The 14,050-nt window shown below is 72.7% G+C and carries 12 protein-coding genes; 4 read left to right on the forward strand and 8 right to left on the reverse strand.

The window, feature by feature from the left end:
• Positions 1–2: 2 nt before the first annotated feature.
• Entirely contained in the window at positions 3–1,001 is a 999-nt protein-coding gene (locus M8C17_RS26535) for a winged helix-turn-helix domain-containing protein (protein WP_252419283.1), read from the reverse strand.
• A 289-nt stretch (positions 1,002–1,290) separates the two neighbouring features.
• Positions 1,291–2,349 (reverse strand): DUF4185 domain-containing protein, encoded by a 1,059-nt coding sequence (locus M8C17_RS26540; RefSeq protein WP_252419284.1) that lies wholly within the window; start codon positions 2,347–2,349, stop codon positions 1,291–1,293.
• A 39-nt stretch (positions 2,350–2,388) separates the two neighbouring features.
• Here M8C17_RS26540 and M8C17_RS26545 point away from each other — a divergent pair, with 39 nt between their 5' ends.
• Entirely contained in the window at positions 2,389–2,997 is a 609-nt protein-coding gene (locus M8C17_RS26545) for an NUDIX hydrolase (RefSeq protein ID WP_252419285.1), read from the forward strand.
• On the opposite strand, the gene M8C17_RS26550 is transcribed toward M8C17_RS26545, so the two are convergent.
• A complete protein-coding gene (locus tag M8C17_RS26550) occupies positions 2,966–4,057 on the reverse strand; it encodes a mannose-1-phosphate guanylyltransferase (protein WP_252419286.1) in 1,092 nt (363 codons plus the stop codon). The genes M8C17_RS26545 and M8C17_RS26550 overlap by 32 nt on opposite strands.
• A gap of 63 nt (positions 4,058–4,120) precedes the next feature.
• A complete protein-coding gene (locus M8C17_RS26555) occupies positions 4,121–5,266 on the reverse strand; it encodes a glycosyltransferase family 1 protein (protein WP_252419287.1) in 1,146 nt (381 codons plus the stop codon).
• A gap of 154 nt (positions 5,267–5,420) precedes the next feature.
• Between M8C17_RS26555 and M8C17_RS26560 the strand changes: the two genes are divergently transcribed.
• Positions 5,421–6,110: a TIGR03089 family protein gene (locus M8C17_RS26560; protein WP_252419288.1), complete on the forward strand. Its 690-nt coding sequence runs from the start codon at positions 5,421–5,423 to the stop codon at positions 6,108–6,110.
• A gap of 136 nt (positions 6,111–6,246) precedes the next feature.
• On the opposite strand, the gene M8C17_RS26565 is transcribed toward M8C17_RS26560, so the two are convergent.
• Both M8C17_RS26565 and M8C17_RS26570 read right to left on the reverse strand, forming a co-directional pair.
• Positions 6,247–8,229 carry an acetoacetate--CoA ligase gene (locus tag M8C17_RS26565; RefSeq protein ID WP_252419289.1) on the reverse strand — a complete coding sequence of 661 codons (1,983 nt, stop codon included), beginning with the start codon at positions 8,227–8,229 and terminating at the stop codon, positions 6,247–6,249.
• Between the two features lie 159 nt (positions 8,230–8,388).
• Positions 8,389–8,907 carry an acyl-CoA thioesterase gene (locus M8C17_RS26570; protein WP_252419290.1) on the reverse strand — a complete coding sequence of 173 codons (519 nt, stop codon included), beginning with the start codon at positions 8,905–8,907 and terminating at the stop codon, positions 8,389–8,391.
• A gap of 23 nt (positions 8,908–8,930) precedes the next feature.
• Between M8C17_RS26570 and M8C17_RS26575 the strand changes: the two genes are divergently transcribed.
• Entirely contained in the window at positions 8,931–9,602 is a 672-nt protein-coding gene (locus M8C17_RS26575) for a hypothetical protein (RefSeq protein ID WP_252419291.1), read from the forward strand.
• Positions 9,603–9,650: 48 nt separating this feature from the next.
• Here M8C17_RS26575 and M8C17_RS26580 read toward each other — a convergent pair whose 3' ends face one another.
• Complete coding sequence (locus tag M8C17_RS26580; protein WP_252419340.1) at positions 9,651–10,871, reverse strand: multidrug effflux MFS transporter; 1,221 nt, start codon at positions 10,869–10,871, stop codon at positions 9,651–9,653.
• A gap of 299 nt (positions 10,872–11,170) precedes the next feature.
• Complete coding sequence (locus M8C17_RS26585; protein WP_252419292.1) at positions 11,171–12,340, reverse strand: acyl-CoA dehydrogenase family protein; 1,170 nt, start codon at positions 12,338–12,340, stop codon at positions 11,171–11,173.
• Between the two features lie 249 nt (positions 12,341–12,589).
• Between M8C17_RS26585 and M8C17_RS26590 the strand changes: the two genes are divergently transcribed.
• Complete coding sequence (locus tag M8C17_RS26590) at positions 12,590–14,017, forward strand: UDP-glucose/GDP-mannose dehydrogenase family protein (RefSeq protein ID WP_252419293.1); 1,428 nt, start codon at positions 12,590–12,592, stop codon at positions 14,015–14,017.
• Positions 14,018–14,050 lie beyond the last annotated feature (33 nt).

Raw genomic sequence — 14,050 nt, forward strand, 5'->3', positions numbered from 1 at the left:
GGTCAGGCGTCCAGCATGGCCCGGCCGAGCGGGGTCAACGTGTGCAGCACGGTGTTGCGGTCCCGGTGACTCACGAGCAGGCCGGCGTTGCGCAACACGGTGGCGTGCTGGCTGGCCGCCGCCGGTGAGATGTTGAGCCGGCGCGCCACCTCGCCGGTGGTGCAGCCGTCGTCGCTGGCCTGCAACACCGCCGCCCTGGTGCGGCCGAGCAGCGCGGCGAGAGAGTCGCGGACGGCACCCGACACCGCCGGTGTGGTGCCGTCGGCCGGCACCAGCCCACCCAGCCGGTCCACCTGGTAGACGAGCACCGGTGGCAGCGCCGGGTCGAGCAGGGCGACCGGGGTGCCCGCGCAGAAGAACGACGGCACCAGCAGCAGCCCTCGACCGTCCAGGTGCAGCTCGCGGCTGTGCGGGTAGTCCCGGACCTCCAGCACTCCACCGTCCCAGCGCATCGCCGGTCGGAGACTCGTCAGCAGTCCCTCCACGCCGCCGTCGAGCAACGCCCGGGCACGGCGGGTCCGGTCGGCCTCCACCGCGGACTGGATCCGGGTCCAGTACGGGCTGATCGCCAGCGACTGGTACTGCTCCATCGACGCGGCGAGGTGACGCAGCGTCGACACGTCGCCCCGGGCCAGCGCGGCGGCCGAGGACGGCAGCGGGGTCTCGGCGGCCAGCACGGTCAGGTCCCGGTGCAGCAGTTCCGTGGGGGTGCTGCGGACGGCGTCCAGCCCGGCCTCGAAACCGTCCACGCTCGCGTACGGGGTGAGGAAGTCGGGGAAGTAGCCGCGCGGTGGGCTCAGCGCGAAGAGCAGCCGGAGCTGGTCGGAGGCGGCGTCCTGGCGCAGCTCCCGGGACACGGTGCGCCGCCAGTTCGACGTCAGCGGGTCGCGGTTGCCGCCCCGCAGGACGTGCAGGCTGAGGACCAACTCCCAGACCGGGTCCGCCGCCGGCGCCACCCGGGTCCGGAGGATGTCCTCGCCGGAAAAGTGGATCTTCAGCATGGAGGGCTCCCGTGTCTCCGGCAGAGGGATGCCGGGCGACCGTTCGACTCTACCTGGCCGGCACTTATCTCCATCTTTAAGCCTGAGCTGAAAAACCTCGACGTCCCACGGGACGGTTCGGCATGCTTCCAGTGCCCAAGCACGGCGCCGGTGCGTCACGTACGCATCCGGTGCCGGGGCACCGGGGCCGGGGAGGACCGGTGATCGGGCGGCACCACGAGGGTCTGCGGCCCTTGCTCCGCAGAGGTGCCGTCCGGTCATCCCGTCGTCGCACCATGACGCTCCCCGCTCAACCGACCCAGAGCGCGACCCGGTGGTCCTCGTCGGTGACGTAGAAGACCCGCCCGTCCAGCTCGGCCAACCCCTCCACGTGATGGAACGGCGCCAGATCCGCGACCGGTTCCCCGGCGAGCAGGTGCCCGCCCGGGTCCGCGACGCCCGACTCGCCCGCCGCCAGCCGGAACCGGACGTGCCGCGAGGTGACGTCACCCCCGCCCGGATGGTCGTCGAGCAGCACCGAGCCCTTGTCCAACGCGTCGATCGAGCCGATCACCGCGGCGTACCCGCCGTCGGCTGTCGGGGTGATCGCCCGGAAGCCGGTCAGCTCACCCGACGGGGTCACCCCGGTCACCGCGTACGCCCGCAGCGCCCGCGGCCACGCCGGCTCCGCCGCGAACATGCCCGGCACGTCGGCCACCTCCACCAGGATCGGCTCACCGGCCACGGTGACCGGGAAGCGCAGCCCGAGCAGCACCGTGCCGGCCGGTGTGAAGGCCGCCGCCTCCACGTTCAGCGGCAGGTCGTCCGGGGTCAGCCGGCTCACCCAGCTCTTCGCCCGGGCGGTGCCACGGGCCAGGGTCTCCACGATGAACCGGTCCCGCACCCGCTCCCCCGGCGGCAACGGGGTCAGCGGCGCCACGGCCAGCGCGTCGTTCACCGCCCGGTGCAGCCGGAACCGGTTGCGCACCACGTGCACCGGCAGGAGCCCCGCCGCCGCGTCGTCCTCCCGGAACCGGGCCACGAAGGCACGCCGGGGGCGCAGCGGGCCGGCCTTCGAGCCAAAGTGGGAACCGAAGACGTACACCCAGCCGTCGTGGTGGGCGAGCGCCTCACCATCCTCGGTCCGGCCGTTCTCCGCGCCCGCGTCGGCCGCGACGTGCCGGGCCGTCCACTCGCCGTCGTCCAACTCCAGCAGCAGGGCCAGGCAATGTTCCACCGGCCCCTCGTCCAGCACCGTCCAGAAACCCCGCCGGGCACCGTACGCGCGCAGCAACGCCGCCGACCGCACCGCCAACAGGTCGCTGGCCTCGTTGCCGCCCACCACGAATTCGACGAGTCGCAGGGTCACCGCGCCAGCGTACGGATCGGGCGCTCGTACAGTGACGGGGTGCCCGACACCGCGCTCACCGGACCCGCCGCCCACCCCGTCGACTACACGGAGCTGCACGCCGACGCCACCGCGCTGCTCGACGGCTGGCGACCCACCAGCCCAGCCGCCGCCGAGGCCCGGGACCGGACCCTCGCGCTGCTCGCCGCCGGGCCGGTCGCGATGAGCCGCCCCCACCGCCCCGGCCACGTGACCGCCAGCGCGCTGGTGCTGGACCACACCGGCTCGCGGGTGCTCCTCTGCCTGCACGGCAAGTTCGGGCGCTGGGTGCAGCTCGGCGGGCACTGCGAGCCCACCGACCGCACCCTGGTCGGCGCGGCGCTGCGCGAGGCCACCGAGGAGTCCGGGATCGCCGGCCTGCGCATCGACCCGGTGCCGATCGACGTGGACATCCACCCGGTGGGCTGCCAGGGCGGCTCCCTGCACCACGATGTCCGGTTCGCCGTGCTCGCCCCGCCCGGCGCCGTGGAGCAGGTCAGCGACGAGGCCGAGGCGCTGGGCTGGTTCCCGCCGGACCGGCTGCCCGAGCCGCTGGCCGGCGGGACCGTGCAACTGGTCGCGCCGGCCCTCGCGGCCCTCAGACGTAGCCCTCTTCGCCCCGCTCCTTGAGCTCGTCGACCAGGGCCTTGACGTCCTGGGCCCGGTCGCGCGGGCAGACCAGCACCGCGTCCGGGGTGTCCACCACGATCAGGTCACGCACCCCGAGAACGGCGACCAGTCGGCCGGACTGGGGCACCACCACCAGGTTGGCGGTGTCCCGCAGCAGCACACCCGGCTTGGCGCCGGCGCCGAGCACCACGTTGCCCGCCTCGTCGGCCGGCAGCACCTCACCGAGGGTGTGGAAGTCGCCGACATCGTTCCAACCGAAGTCGCCCGGCACGGTCGCCACCCGACCGGCGGTGGCCGCGCCCTCCATCACCGCGTAGTCGACGGAGATCTTCGGCAGGGTCGGCCAGACCGTACCGAGCACGTCGTCCTGCTCCGGGGTGCCCCAGGCGGCGGCGATCGCGGTGACCCCCGCGTGCAGGGCCGGCTGCTGGCGGGCCAGTTCGGCGAGGAACACGTCCACCCGCCAGACGAACATGCTCGCGTTCCACAGGTGCCGGCCGGAACGGACGTACGCCTCGGCGACCTCGGCGGCCGGCTTCTCCTTGAACTCCGCCACCGGACGCCACGGCGAGCCCTCGGTCGGGTCGCCGGTCTCCAGGTAGCCGTAGCCGGTCTCCGGGCGGGTCGGGGTGATCCCGACCGTCATCAACATGCCCTGCTCGGCCCCGCGGACCGCCTCCCGGACCGTCCGCACCCAGCTCTCCGCGTCGCCGATCAGGTGGTCGGCGGCGAAGCTGCCCATCACCGCCTCCCGGTCGCGCAGCGAGATCACCGCGGCGGCCAGCGCGATCGCCGCGCAGGAGTCCCGGGGCGAGGGCTCGACCAGGATGTTCTCCTCCGGCAGCCCGGTGAGCTGACGGGCCACCGCCGCGACGTGCGCGGCACCCGTGACCACAAGGGTGCGATCCGGTGTGGCCAGCGGCGCGAGCCGTTCCACGGTCGCCTGGAGCAGCGAAGCGTTGGAACCGGTCAGCGGATGGAGGAACTTGGGGTGACCGGCGCGGGACAACGGCCACAACCTCGTGCCGCTGCCACCTGCCGGGATGACCGCATAGAGCATCCGCACATCATGCCCGACGGACCCGGGCCGGGTGGGCGGGTCCGTCGCCGGCCGCCCGGCCGGTCAGGAGCGGGCGCGACTCCAGGCGGCGATGTGGACCTCGGCGCTGGACTCCCAGGTGAACTCCTTGGCCCGGTCGAAACCGGCCTTCGCCAGCGACAACCGGCGCTGCTCGTCGTCCAGCAGGGCGGCCAGGTCGGTGCCGATCTGCTCCGCGTCCTCCGAGGTGTACGCGACCGCGTCGCCGCCCACCTCGGGCAGCGAGAGCCGGGGCGTGGTCAGCACCGGGGCGGCGCAGGCCATCGCCTCCAGGATCGGCAGCCCGAACCCCTCGCCGTAGGAGGGGTAGGCCGCGACCAGGGCACCGCCGAGGAAGCCGGGCAGGTCGCCGTAGCGCAGGTAGCCGGGCCGCAGCAGTCGCAGGTGGGAGGGAACCTCCGCCACCGCGCGGTCGATGTCGTCGTCGTGCCCCTGCCCGCCGGCGATCACCAGCGCGGGCGGGTCGACCCGGTCGGCCACGGCCCGGGCCCAGCCACGGATCAGGTTCGGCACGTTCTTGCGGGGCTCCTTGGCCCCGAGGAAGGCCACGTAGCTGCTGTTGCCCAGACCCAACCGGGCGCGCACACGGGCCTTCTCCTCCTCGCTGGGCGCGTGGAAGGCGGCGTGGTCGACGCCGTGGTAGGCCACGTCGATCCGCGTCGGGTCGGCGTCGAGGAGTCGGATCAGCTCGTCCCGGGTGGCCTTGCTGGGCACGATCACCCGGTCGGCGCGGCGCAGCGAGGTCTTGATGGCGCTGCGGAAGAACGTCCGGCGGGACTTGTCGTAATGCTCCGGCTCGGTGAAGAACGTCGCGTCGTGCACGGTGACCGTCACCGGACACCCCGCCCGCAGCGGGCAGGTGTAGAACGGCGAGTGCAGCACGTGCGCGCCGACCTGCTGGGCGAGCAGCGGCAGCCCGGTCTGCTCCCAGGCGAGCCGCGCCGGGCGGTGCGCCACGGCGGCCGGGGCCGGGATGATCTCCGCGCCGGGCAGCATCCGGCTGTAACGCTCCAGGTCGGTGCGGAGGCTGACCACCGCCAGCTCCACCCCCGACCCGCACACCTTGCCGAGGGCGCCGAGCAGGCCATCGACGTATCGACCGACACCACCACGGTCGGCGGGGACACTCGTGGCGTCGATGAGCACGCGGGGCGGGCGACCGGCGGTCACGGGGCGACTCCTTGCACTGGCGGGTCTGTGGGGAACAACACTCCGGGGGCCAAGCCTACGCCGGAGCACGGGGCCGACGCTGACTGCGACCCGACGGTACGCCGACTTGTCATCGTCTTCGAGTACGGGCCACAGGGGCGTATCGTTCGCGCCGATGGCCGACAACATTGCCCGGGTGTTCGCCGACGCGATCGCGACCGACCCGACCCGACCGTTGCTGACCTGGTACGACGATGCCAGCGGCGACCGCACAGAGCTTTCCGGCGCCACACTGGCGAACTGGGTGGCGAAGACCGCCAACCTCCTCGTCGACGAGGTCGGCCTCGCACCGGGCACCCCCGCCGGGGTGCTGCTGCCGGCGCACTGGCAGACCGCCGCGGTGCTGCTGGGCTGCTGGTCGGCCAAGCTGACCGTGATCGACACGCCGGGCGAGGTGGACGTGCTCTTCGCCGCCGCCGACCGGATCGACGAGGCGCAGTCCTGGTCCGCCGACGAGCGGTACGCCCTCGGGCTGGCCCCGCTCGCCTTACCGCTACGGCAGGTGCCACCCGGGTTCGCCGACTACGTGGTCGAGGTGCGTCGGCACGGCGACCACTTCACCCCGCAGCCCGGGCCGGGTCCCGCCGATGCTCCCCTGCTGGCCCGCGCCGAGGCCCGCGCCGCCGAGCTGGGCATCGAGGCCGGCGCTCGCGTCCTCATCGACGCGGACCGGTACCCCGACCCGGTGGACTGGCTGCTGGCCCCGCTGACCCGGGCCGCCACCGTGGTGCTCTGCGCCAACCTCGACCCGACCCGCCTGGCCACCCGCCGGACCACGGAAAAGGCCACTCACACCCTCCCGTGACGCACCCGCCGTGCCCCGGTTGGGCGCCGGGCGGCGTGGCGGGCCCGCGTGTCTGACCGCGGGGTCGCTACCGGGGCACGGCCCGAGCGCACGCCGTGCGGGGTACGTGAGCGAGTGAGCCGCCACGCAGGAGCTCTCAGGCGGGGGTGTTGTCGGTGGCCCGGCGCTGGGCGAAGGCGGCGAAGGCCGTCAGGGACTCGGGGTTGACCAGGGCGCCCTTCGCCGCGGCCGAGTCGACCGGGGTGCCGGTGAGGATCTTCTTGACCGGGACCTCCAGCTTCTTCGCCGAGAGGGTGCGGGGCACCGCGCGTACCTGGTGGATCTCGTCGGGCACGTGCCGGGGTGAGAGCGCGGTACGCAGCTCGCGGCAGATCTTCGCGCGCATCGGGTCGTCCAGTTCCAGGCCCTCGGCGAGCACCACGAAGAGCAGCAGTTCGCCGGCGCCGCCCTCGTCGTCCTCCAGGTGCACGACGACGGAGTCGACCACCTCGTCCAGCCCCTCCACGACGGAGTAGAACTCGGCGGTGCCCAGCCGCACCCCGCCACGGTTGAGGGTGGCGTCCGACCGCCCGGTGATCACGCAGCCGCCCCGGTCGTTGATGGTGATCCAGTCACCGTGCCGCCAGACGCCCGGGTAGACGTCGAAGTACGCCTCCCGGTAGCGGGTGCCGTCGGGGTCGTTCCAGAAGCCCACAGGCATGCTCGGCATCGGCTCGGTGATCACCAGCTCGCCCAGCTCGCCGATCACCGGCGTCCCGTCGGCGGAGCGGGCCTCCACCTTCGCGCCCAACGCTCGGCAGGTGATCTCACCGGCGTGCACCGGCAGCAGCGGCACCCCGCCGACGAAGCCGGTGCAGACGTCGGTGCCACCGGAGAGCGACTGGAGCTGGAGCTGCGTGCCGACGGTCTCGTACACCCAGGTGAAGCCCTCGGCGGGCAGCGGCGCACCGGTGGAGCCGAGGCCGCGCAGCGCGGACAGGTCGGCGACCTCGCGGGGCACCAGGCCGGCCTTGCGGCAGGCCAGCAGGAACGGGGCCGAGGTGCCGAAGTACGTGGTGCCGGTCTCCGCCGCCAGCCGCCACAACCCACCGAGGTCGGGGTGGCCCGGGTTGCCGTCGAAGAGCACGATGGTCGCGCCCACCGCCGGGCCGGAGACGAGGAAGTTCCACATCATCCAGCCGGTGGTGGTGAACCAGAAGAACCGGTCGGCCGACCCCAGGTCGTGGTGCAGGGCGAGCATCTTCAGGTGCTCCAGCAGGATGCCGCCGTGGCCGTGCACGATCGGCTTGGGCAGCCCGGTGGTGCCGGAGGAGTAGAGCACGTAGAGCGGGTGGTCGAACGGCACCGGCGTGAACACCAGCGGCTCGTCGGTGGGTGCGGCCAGGTCGGCCCAGCCCAGCGCGCCGTCGGGCAGGGCGCCCACCGGGTCCAGGTAGCCGATGCTGACGGCGTGCCGCAGCGACGGCAGGGCGGCCCGGATGGCGGCGACCTCCGCGCGCCGGTCCACCGGCTTGTCGCCGTACCGGTAGCCGTCCACGGCGACCAGCACGGTCGGCTCGATCTGCTGCCAACGGTCGGTGACACTGCGGGTGCCGAACTCGGGCGCGCACGACGAGAAGATCGCGCCCAGGCTGGCGGTGGCCAGCAGCAGGACGTACGTCTCCGGGATGTTCGGGGCGTACGCCGCGACCCGGTCACCGGCGGTGACGCCGAGCCGGCGCAGCCCGGCCGCCACCCGGCGGACCTGCTCGCGCAGCTCGCCGGCGGTCAGCGTGACCGGTGCCCGGGTCTGCCCGTGCGCGATCACCACCGGGTCGTCGTCGGCCCGTCCGGGCATCCGCAGGACGTTCTCGGCGTAGTTGAGCGTCGCTCCGGGGAACCAGCGGGCACCGGGCATCCCCCGCTCGGCCAGCGTGGCGGTCGGCGGGGTGTGCGACACGACCTCGAAGTGGTCCCAGATCGAGCGCCAGAACGCGTCCAGGTCGGTGACCGACCAACGCCACAGCGCGTCGTAGTCGGCGAAGTCCAGCCCGCGGTGCTCCCGAAGCCAGCGCAGGTAGCCGCCGATCCGGGACCGGTCGCGTACGTCCGCCGGCGGCGTCCACAGCACGTCACCCACTGCTCCACCCTCCCCTGGCCCGGCACGACACTGTGAATGGGCCGTGGCGCCATCTTGCCCTACCTCGAAGCGCCATTCTGCGCACCGGGTCCGGCCACCGACGCGTGCCCGGCCCACACTCCACCCCACCGACCCATGTGGGAAGCGGCGAAGGACACCTCAGCCGGCGCGGTGCGCCTGGATCGCGCGGCGGCGCGCGAGACGGTGCGCGCGACGGATCTCCGCCTCCCGGTACCGGCGCTCGTCCTCCGGCGTCTCCGGCAGCACCGGGCGGACCATCCGGGGCGCCCCGCCCACGTCGACCCCGACGAAGACCAGGTACGCGGTGGCCACCCGGACCGGCGCGTCCTCGGCCGAGTCCCACCGCTCGGCGACCACCCGCACGCCCACCTCCATCGAGGTCTGCCCGGTCCAGTTCACCTGGGCGTGCGCGTGCACCAGGTCGCCGACCCGGACCGCCTCGGAGAAGACGATCTCGTCGATCGCGGCGGTCACCGCGGTCCCGCCGCTGTGCCGCGCGGCGGCGGCACCCGCCACGTCATCGACGAACTTCATCAGTACGCCGCCGTGCACGGTGCCGTAGAGGTTCACGTCGACGGCGGTCATGATCTTGCTCAGGGTGACCCGCGAGTACGACGTCGGCTTGCCGTTCGGAGCGGCGGAGGGGTGCTCGGTCATGCCGGAAACGGTACGGTGCGCGGATGCGACATCTCTGGAGCTTCCTCGCCGGGCTGGTGGTGGCGCCCATCACCTGGGTGCTGGTCACACTCGGGCAGGACGGGTCGAGCCGGACGGTCGACCGCTGGGTGGAGATCGGCACCTTCAACACGGCCAATCTGATCGAACCAGCCGTGTACCTCGGTGTCGGCGGCATCCTGCTGGGCCTGCTCGGCACACTGCGCGTCTCGCCGCTGGGTCCGCTGGTGGCCGGGCTGCTGCTGGCCATCCCGTACGTCGGGATGTTCGTGGCGCCCTTCGAGGTGCGGGACGCGGTCCCGCAGGGGTGGAAGGTGTTCGGCGACCCGCTGCCACTGCGGCTGCCGGTGGAGAACGGCACGCTCTTCCTGATCGGCCTGCTGATGATGATGGCGACGTTCAGCGTGCAGCGCTGGCGACCCTGGCCGAGCCCGGCGACCCAGCAGGCCGCCGTGCCGACGCCGGCTCCGGCCGACGGTCCCCGCAACGACGACTTCACGCTGACCGACTGGCCGCCCCACGAGCCCGCGGAGCGGGACACCACCCCGCCGACCCTGGGTTACCCGGGCGACCCGACGCCGACCGAGCCGCTGCCCCGCCGGGTGGGCGGCGAGTCGCCGTGGTCCGCCCCGCCGCGTGGTCAGTCACAGCCGGAGGGCACCACCGAAACCCGTTGATCGTCGGGCGGGCCGGGTAACCGGCCCGCCCCCTACCCCCAGTGCGATCTAGTGCAGGGCGACGGCCAGGTCGCCGTCGACGGCGCCGAGGGTGGCGCGGGGCACGACGAGGAGCATGACCAGCGTCGCCGCGGCCATGCCGCCCGCGATCACGATCGCCATCGGAACACTCCCGGTGCCGAACAGGCCGGCCAGTGGCGCCGACAACGCGCCGACGCCGAACTGCACGGCCCCGAGCAGCGCCGCGGCTGTCCCGCTGGCCTCGCTGTGCCGGGTCATCGCCAGCGCCGGCGCGTTCGGCAGGGCGAGACCCGCCGCGGCCAGCACCAGCCACAGCGACGCGAGCAGCGTGCCCAGGCCACCGAAGCCGGTCGCGGCGAACATGACCAGCAGCAGCCCGGCCGCCGTCCCACCGATCAGGGCGCTGATCAGGATCTGCTGCGGGGTGTACCGGCGCAGCAGCCGGACATTGAACTGGGTGGCCGCGATCAGGCCGACCGCACCCGCCCCGAAGGCCAGGCCGAACTCCTGCTCGTCGAGGCCGTACTGGTCCTGGAGCACGAAGGACGACCCCGAGACGTACGCGAACAGCGCGGCCATGGCCAGCCCGGCGACCAGCACGAGACCCACGAAGGCCCGGTCGTTGAGCAGCCACCGGTAGTCGCGCAGGGTCGCTCCCACCCCGCCGTGGCGACGACGCGCGACCGGGAGGGTCTCCGGCAACCGCAGCGCGGCGACGACGATCAGCAGCGCCCCCAGCACCGCCAGCGCCGCGAAGACGCCCCGCCACTCGGTCCAGCGCAGCAGCCCGCTGCCCAGCGTCGGCGCGAGGATCGGCGCCAGCCCCATGACCAGCATCAGCCGGGAGAAGATCCGGGCGAAGGCGGCGCCGCTGAACAGGTCGCGTACGACGGCCGTGGCGACCACGGTGGCGGCCGCGACGCCGAGCCCCTGCATGACGCGCAGCACGCCGAGCACGGCGATGTTGGGTGCGAAGACGCACAGCACGGAGGCCACGATGTGCGCGGCCAGCCCGGCCAGCAGGGGCGCCCGTCGACCGACCACGTCGGAGAGCGGCCCGATCAGCAGCTGGCCCAGCGCGAGGCCGAGCAGCGTGCCCGTGAGCGTCAACTGCACGGCGGTCTCGGTGGTGTGCAGGCCCGTCGTGATGGCGGGTAGCGCCGGCAGGTACATGTCGATGGTCAGCGGCCCGATCGCGATCATCGCGCCCAGCACGAGCACGAGTTGCGCCCGCTGACGGTTGGTCATCAGGTCGCCGGGCAGCGCCTCCGGCTCGGCTGCGGAGGGGTCGCTGGTGCCGGTCTTCTCCACCAACTGCTTCATCATCTCGATCTCTCTGCGGGGCTGACAGACGTCGTTGGGCGTGCCCGACGGTGGGCAGCGGGGGAACGAGCGAGCGTGGTGGCGGTCGATGGGGCTCTGTGATTCTGTCTTCCCCCAACGTCGCAGAGCCCTGTGACATGGCGACTGTGTGGGGACTCACGTGCACACGACGACCGCCCCACCGCCGATCGGCGGTGGGGCGGTCGGGCTCGATCAGGTGGTGGTCAGACGATGCCGCTGAGCAACTGCCGGGCCATGACGATCCGCTGCACCTGGTTGGTGCCCTCGTAGATCTGGGTGATCTTGGCGTCCCGCATCATCCGCTCGACCGGGTAGTCCCGCGTGTAGCCGTAGCCACCGAGCAGCTGCACCGCGTCGGTGGTGATCTCCATGGCGGCGTCCGAGGCGAAGCACTTGGCCGCCGCGCCGAAGTAGGTCAGATCCGCGTCGCCGCGCTCCGACCTGCCGGCCGCCGCGTACGTGAGCTGCCGGGCCGCCTCCAGCTTCATGCCCATGTCGGCGAGCATGAACTGCACGCCCTGGAACTCGGCGACCGCCTTGCCGAACTGCCGGCGCTCGGCCACGTACCCCTTGGCGTAGTCGAGCGCGCCCTGCGCGATCCCGACGGCCTGGGCGGCGATGGTGACCCGGGTGTGGTCCAGGGTCTTCATCGCGGTGGCGAAACCGGTGCCCTCCGCGCCGATGATCCGGTCCGCCGGGATCCGCACGTTGTCCAGGTAGACCTCGCGGGTGGGCGAGCCCTTGATGCCGAGCTTCTTCTCCGGGGCGCCGAAGCTCACGCCGGCGTCGGACTTCTCGACCACGAAGGCGGAGATGCCCCGCGACCGGGCGGTCGGGTCGGTGACCGCGAAGACGGTGTAGAACTCGGAGACGCCCGCGTTGGTGATCCAGCGCTTCACGCCGTTGAGCACCCAGTGATCCCCGTCACGTACCGCGCGGGTCGTCATCGACGCCGCGTCGCTGCCCGCCTCCGGCTCGGAGAGGCAGTACGAGAACATCGCGTCGCCGGCCGCGACCGGCGTGAGGTAGCGGCGCTTGAGTTCCTCGGAACCGGACAACAGCAGCGGCATCGTGCCGAGCTTGTTGACCGCCGGGATCAGCGAGGAGGACGCGCAGGCCCGGGCCACCTCCTCGATCACGATGGCGGTGGCCAGCGCGTCCGCGCCCGCGCCGCCGTACTCCTCGGGGATGTGCGGCGCGTGGAAGTCAGCCGCCCGCAGCGCGTCGTAGGACGCCTTCGGAAACTCACCGGTCTCGTCGGCCTCGGTGGCGTGCGGGGCCACCTTCGCCGTGCAGACCTCGCGCACCGCCTCCCGGATCGCCACGTGCTCCTCGGGCAACCGGTAGACGTCGAACGACTCCCCTGCGGCCATGTCGGCCCCTCCCCTTCACCGCTATCATGCGCAGTCTGTGGCGTCTCCTGACCGCCGACCGCGCAGACTGAAGACTAGCGACTGCAGTTCAGGTGATGTTACCGGCGCGTAGGTACAGGCATGACGGAGCACCCACGCCGCTGGGCGATGATGGAAGAAGACAACTGAGCCACCCTCCGGTGCCCGGCCAGGCGCCGCAGCAAAATGCGACGCGACGAAGCGCCGCCAGTGCGAGCGGAGAAGACAGGCGTGACGATCCCCTATCCCACCATCCAGCCGACCCCCGCCATCGCCGCGGTGACGCCGCCCTCGGGTGCGCCTCGGCCGCGGGTGACGTTCCTGGGGACCGGTTACCTCGGTGCGACGTACGCCATCTGCTACGCCGAGCTGGGGTACGAGGTGCTCGGGTTCGACGTCGACGCTGACAAGATCGCGATGCTCAACGCCGGTCAGGTGCCGATCCACGAGCCCGGCCTGGACGAGCTGCTGAAGCGCAACCTGGCCGCCGGCCGGCTGCGCTTCAGCACCGACATCGCCGAGACCGCCGATTTCGGCGACGTCCACTTCATCTGCGTCGGCACCCCCCAGCGCGCCGACGGGATGGGCGCCGACCTGTCGTACGTCGAGGCGTCGGTGACCAGCCTCGCGCAACACCTCAGCCGCAAGGCGCTGATCGTCGGCAAGTCGACCGTGCCGGTGGGCACCGCCGAGTGGGTGGAGCAGCTCGTCGGCAAGCACACCCCCAACGACCTGGGCGTCGAGGTGGCGTGGAGCCCCGAGTTCCTCCAGGAGGGCTTCGCCGTCGACGACGTGCTGCGCCCCAACCGGATCGTGGTCGGCGTGAAGAGCGAGTGGGCCAACGGCATGCTCTACGCCGCGCACAAGGGCGTCTTCGACCTGGCCGCCACCGAGGACCGCGAGGTGCCCCTGGTGGTCACCGACTTCGCCACCGCCGAGCTGGTCAAGGTCGCCGCGAACGCCTTCCTGGCCACCAAGATCTCCTTCATCAACGCGATGGCCGAGGTCTGCGAGGCATCCGGCGGCGACGTGACCCAGCTCGCCCGGGCGATCGGCTACGACCCCCGCATCGGCAACCGGTTCCTCCAGGCCGGTCTCGGCTTCGGCGGCGCCTGCCTGCCCAAGGACATCCGCGCCTTCCAGGCCCGGGCGCAGGAGTTGGGCGCCGGCGAGGCGCTGCGTTTCCTGCACGAGGTCGACCTGATCAACCTGCGCCGCCGTACCCGGGTGCTCCAGCTCGCCGCCGACCTGCTCGGCCGTCGCTCCGGGCCGGCCGGCCCGGACTTCTCCGGCACCCGGATCGCCGTGCTGGGCGCCACCTTCAAGCCCAACACCGACGACGTCCGCGACGCCCCGGCGCTCGCCGTCGCCGCGCTGCTGCAGAAGGCCGGCGCCGACGTGCACGTGTACGACCCGCAGGGCACCGAGAACGCCCGGCGCGCCGTACCCGAGCTGACCTACGAGGAAGGCATCAACGAGGCGGTCACGGGCGCCGACCTGGTCTGCGTCCTCACCGAGTGGGCCGACTTCCGCAACGCCGACCCGGTCGCCCTCGGCGAGCTGGTCGCCGGCCGCAAGGTCGTCGACGGCCGCAACTGCCTCGACTCGGCACTGTGGACCCAGGCCGGCTGGGAGTACCGGGGCATGGGCCGCCCCTGACGGATCCGACCCCACCGGCCGGTCGCGGAGCAT

This window comes from Micromonospora sp. RHAY321, from assembly GCF_023896955.1.
Classification (GTDB): domain Bacteria; phylum Actinomycetota; class Actinomycetes; order Mycobacteriales; family Micromonosporaceae; genus Micromonospora.

Bases quoted from the DNA above. Each gene is read 5' to 3' on its own strand.
- M8C17_RS26570 (WP_252419290.1), bottom strand. From the start codon at position 8,907: ATGACCGAGCACCCCTCCGCCGCTCCGAACGGCAAGCCGACGTCGTAC.
- M8C17_RS26535 (WP_252419283.1), bottom strand. From the start codon at position 1,001: ATGCTGAAGATCCACTTTTCCGGCGAGGACATCCTCCGGACCCGGGTG.
- M8C17_RS26580 (WP_252419340.1), bottom strand. From the start codon at position 10,871: ATGACCAACCGTCAGCGGGCGCAACTCGTGCTCGTGCTGGGCGCGATG.
- M8C17_RS26575 (WP_252419291.1), top strand. From the start codon at position 8,931: ATGCGACATCTCTGGAGCTTCCTCGCCGGGCTGGTGGTGGCGCCCATC.
- M8C17_RS26550 (WP_252419286.1), bottom strand. From the start codon at position 4,057: ATGCTCTATGCGGTCATCCCGGCAGGTGGCAGCGGCACGAGGTTGTGG.
- M8C17_RS26560 (WP_252419288.1), top strand. From the start codon at position 5,421: ATGGCCGACAACATTGCCCGGGTGTTCGCCGACGCGATCGCGACCGAC.
- M8C17_RS26585 (WP_252419292.1), bottom strand. From the start codon at position 12,340: ATGGCCGCAGGGGAGTCGTTCGACGTCTACCGGTTGCCCGAGGAGCAC.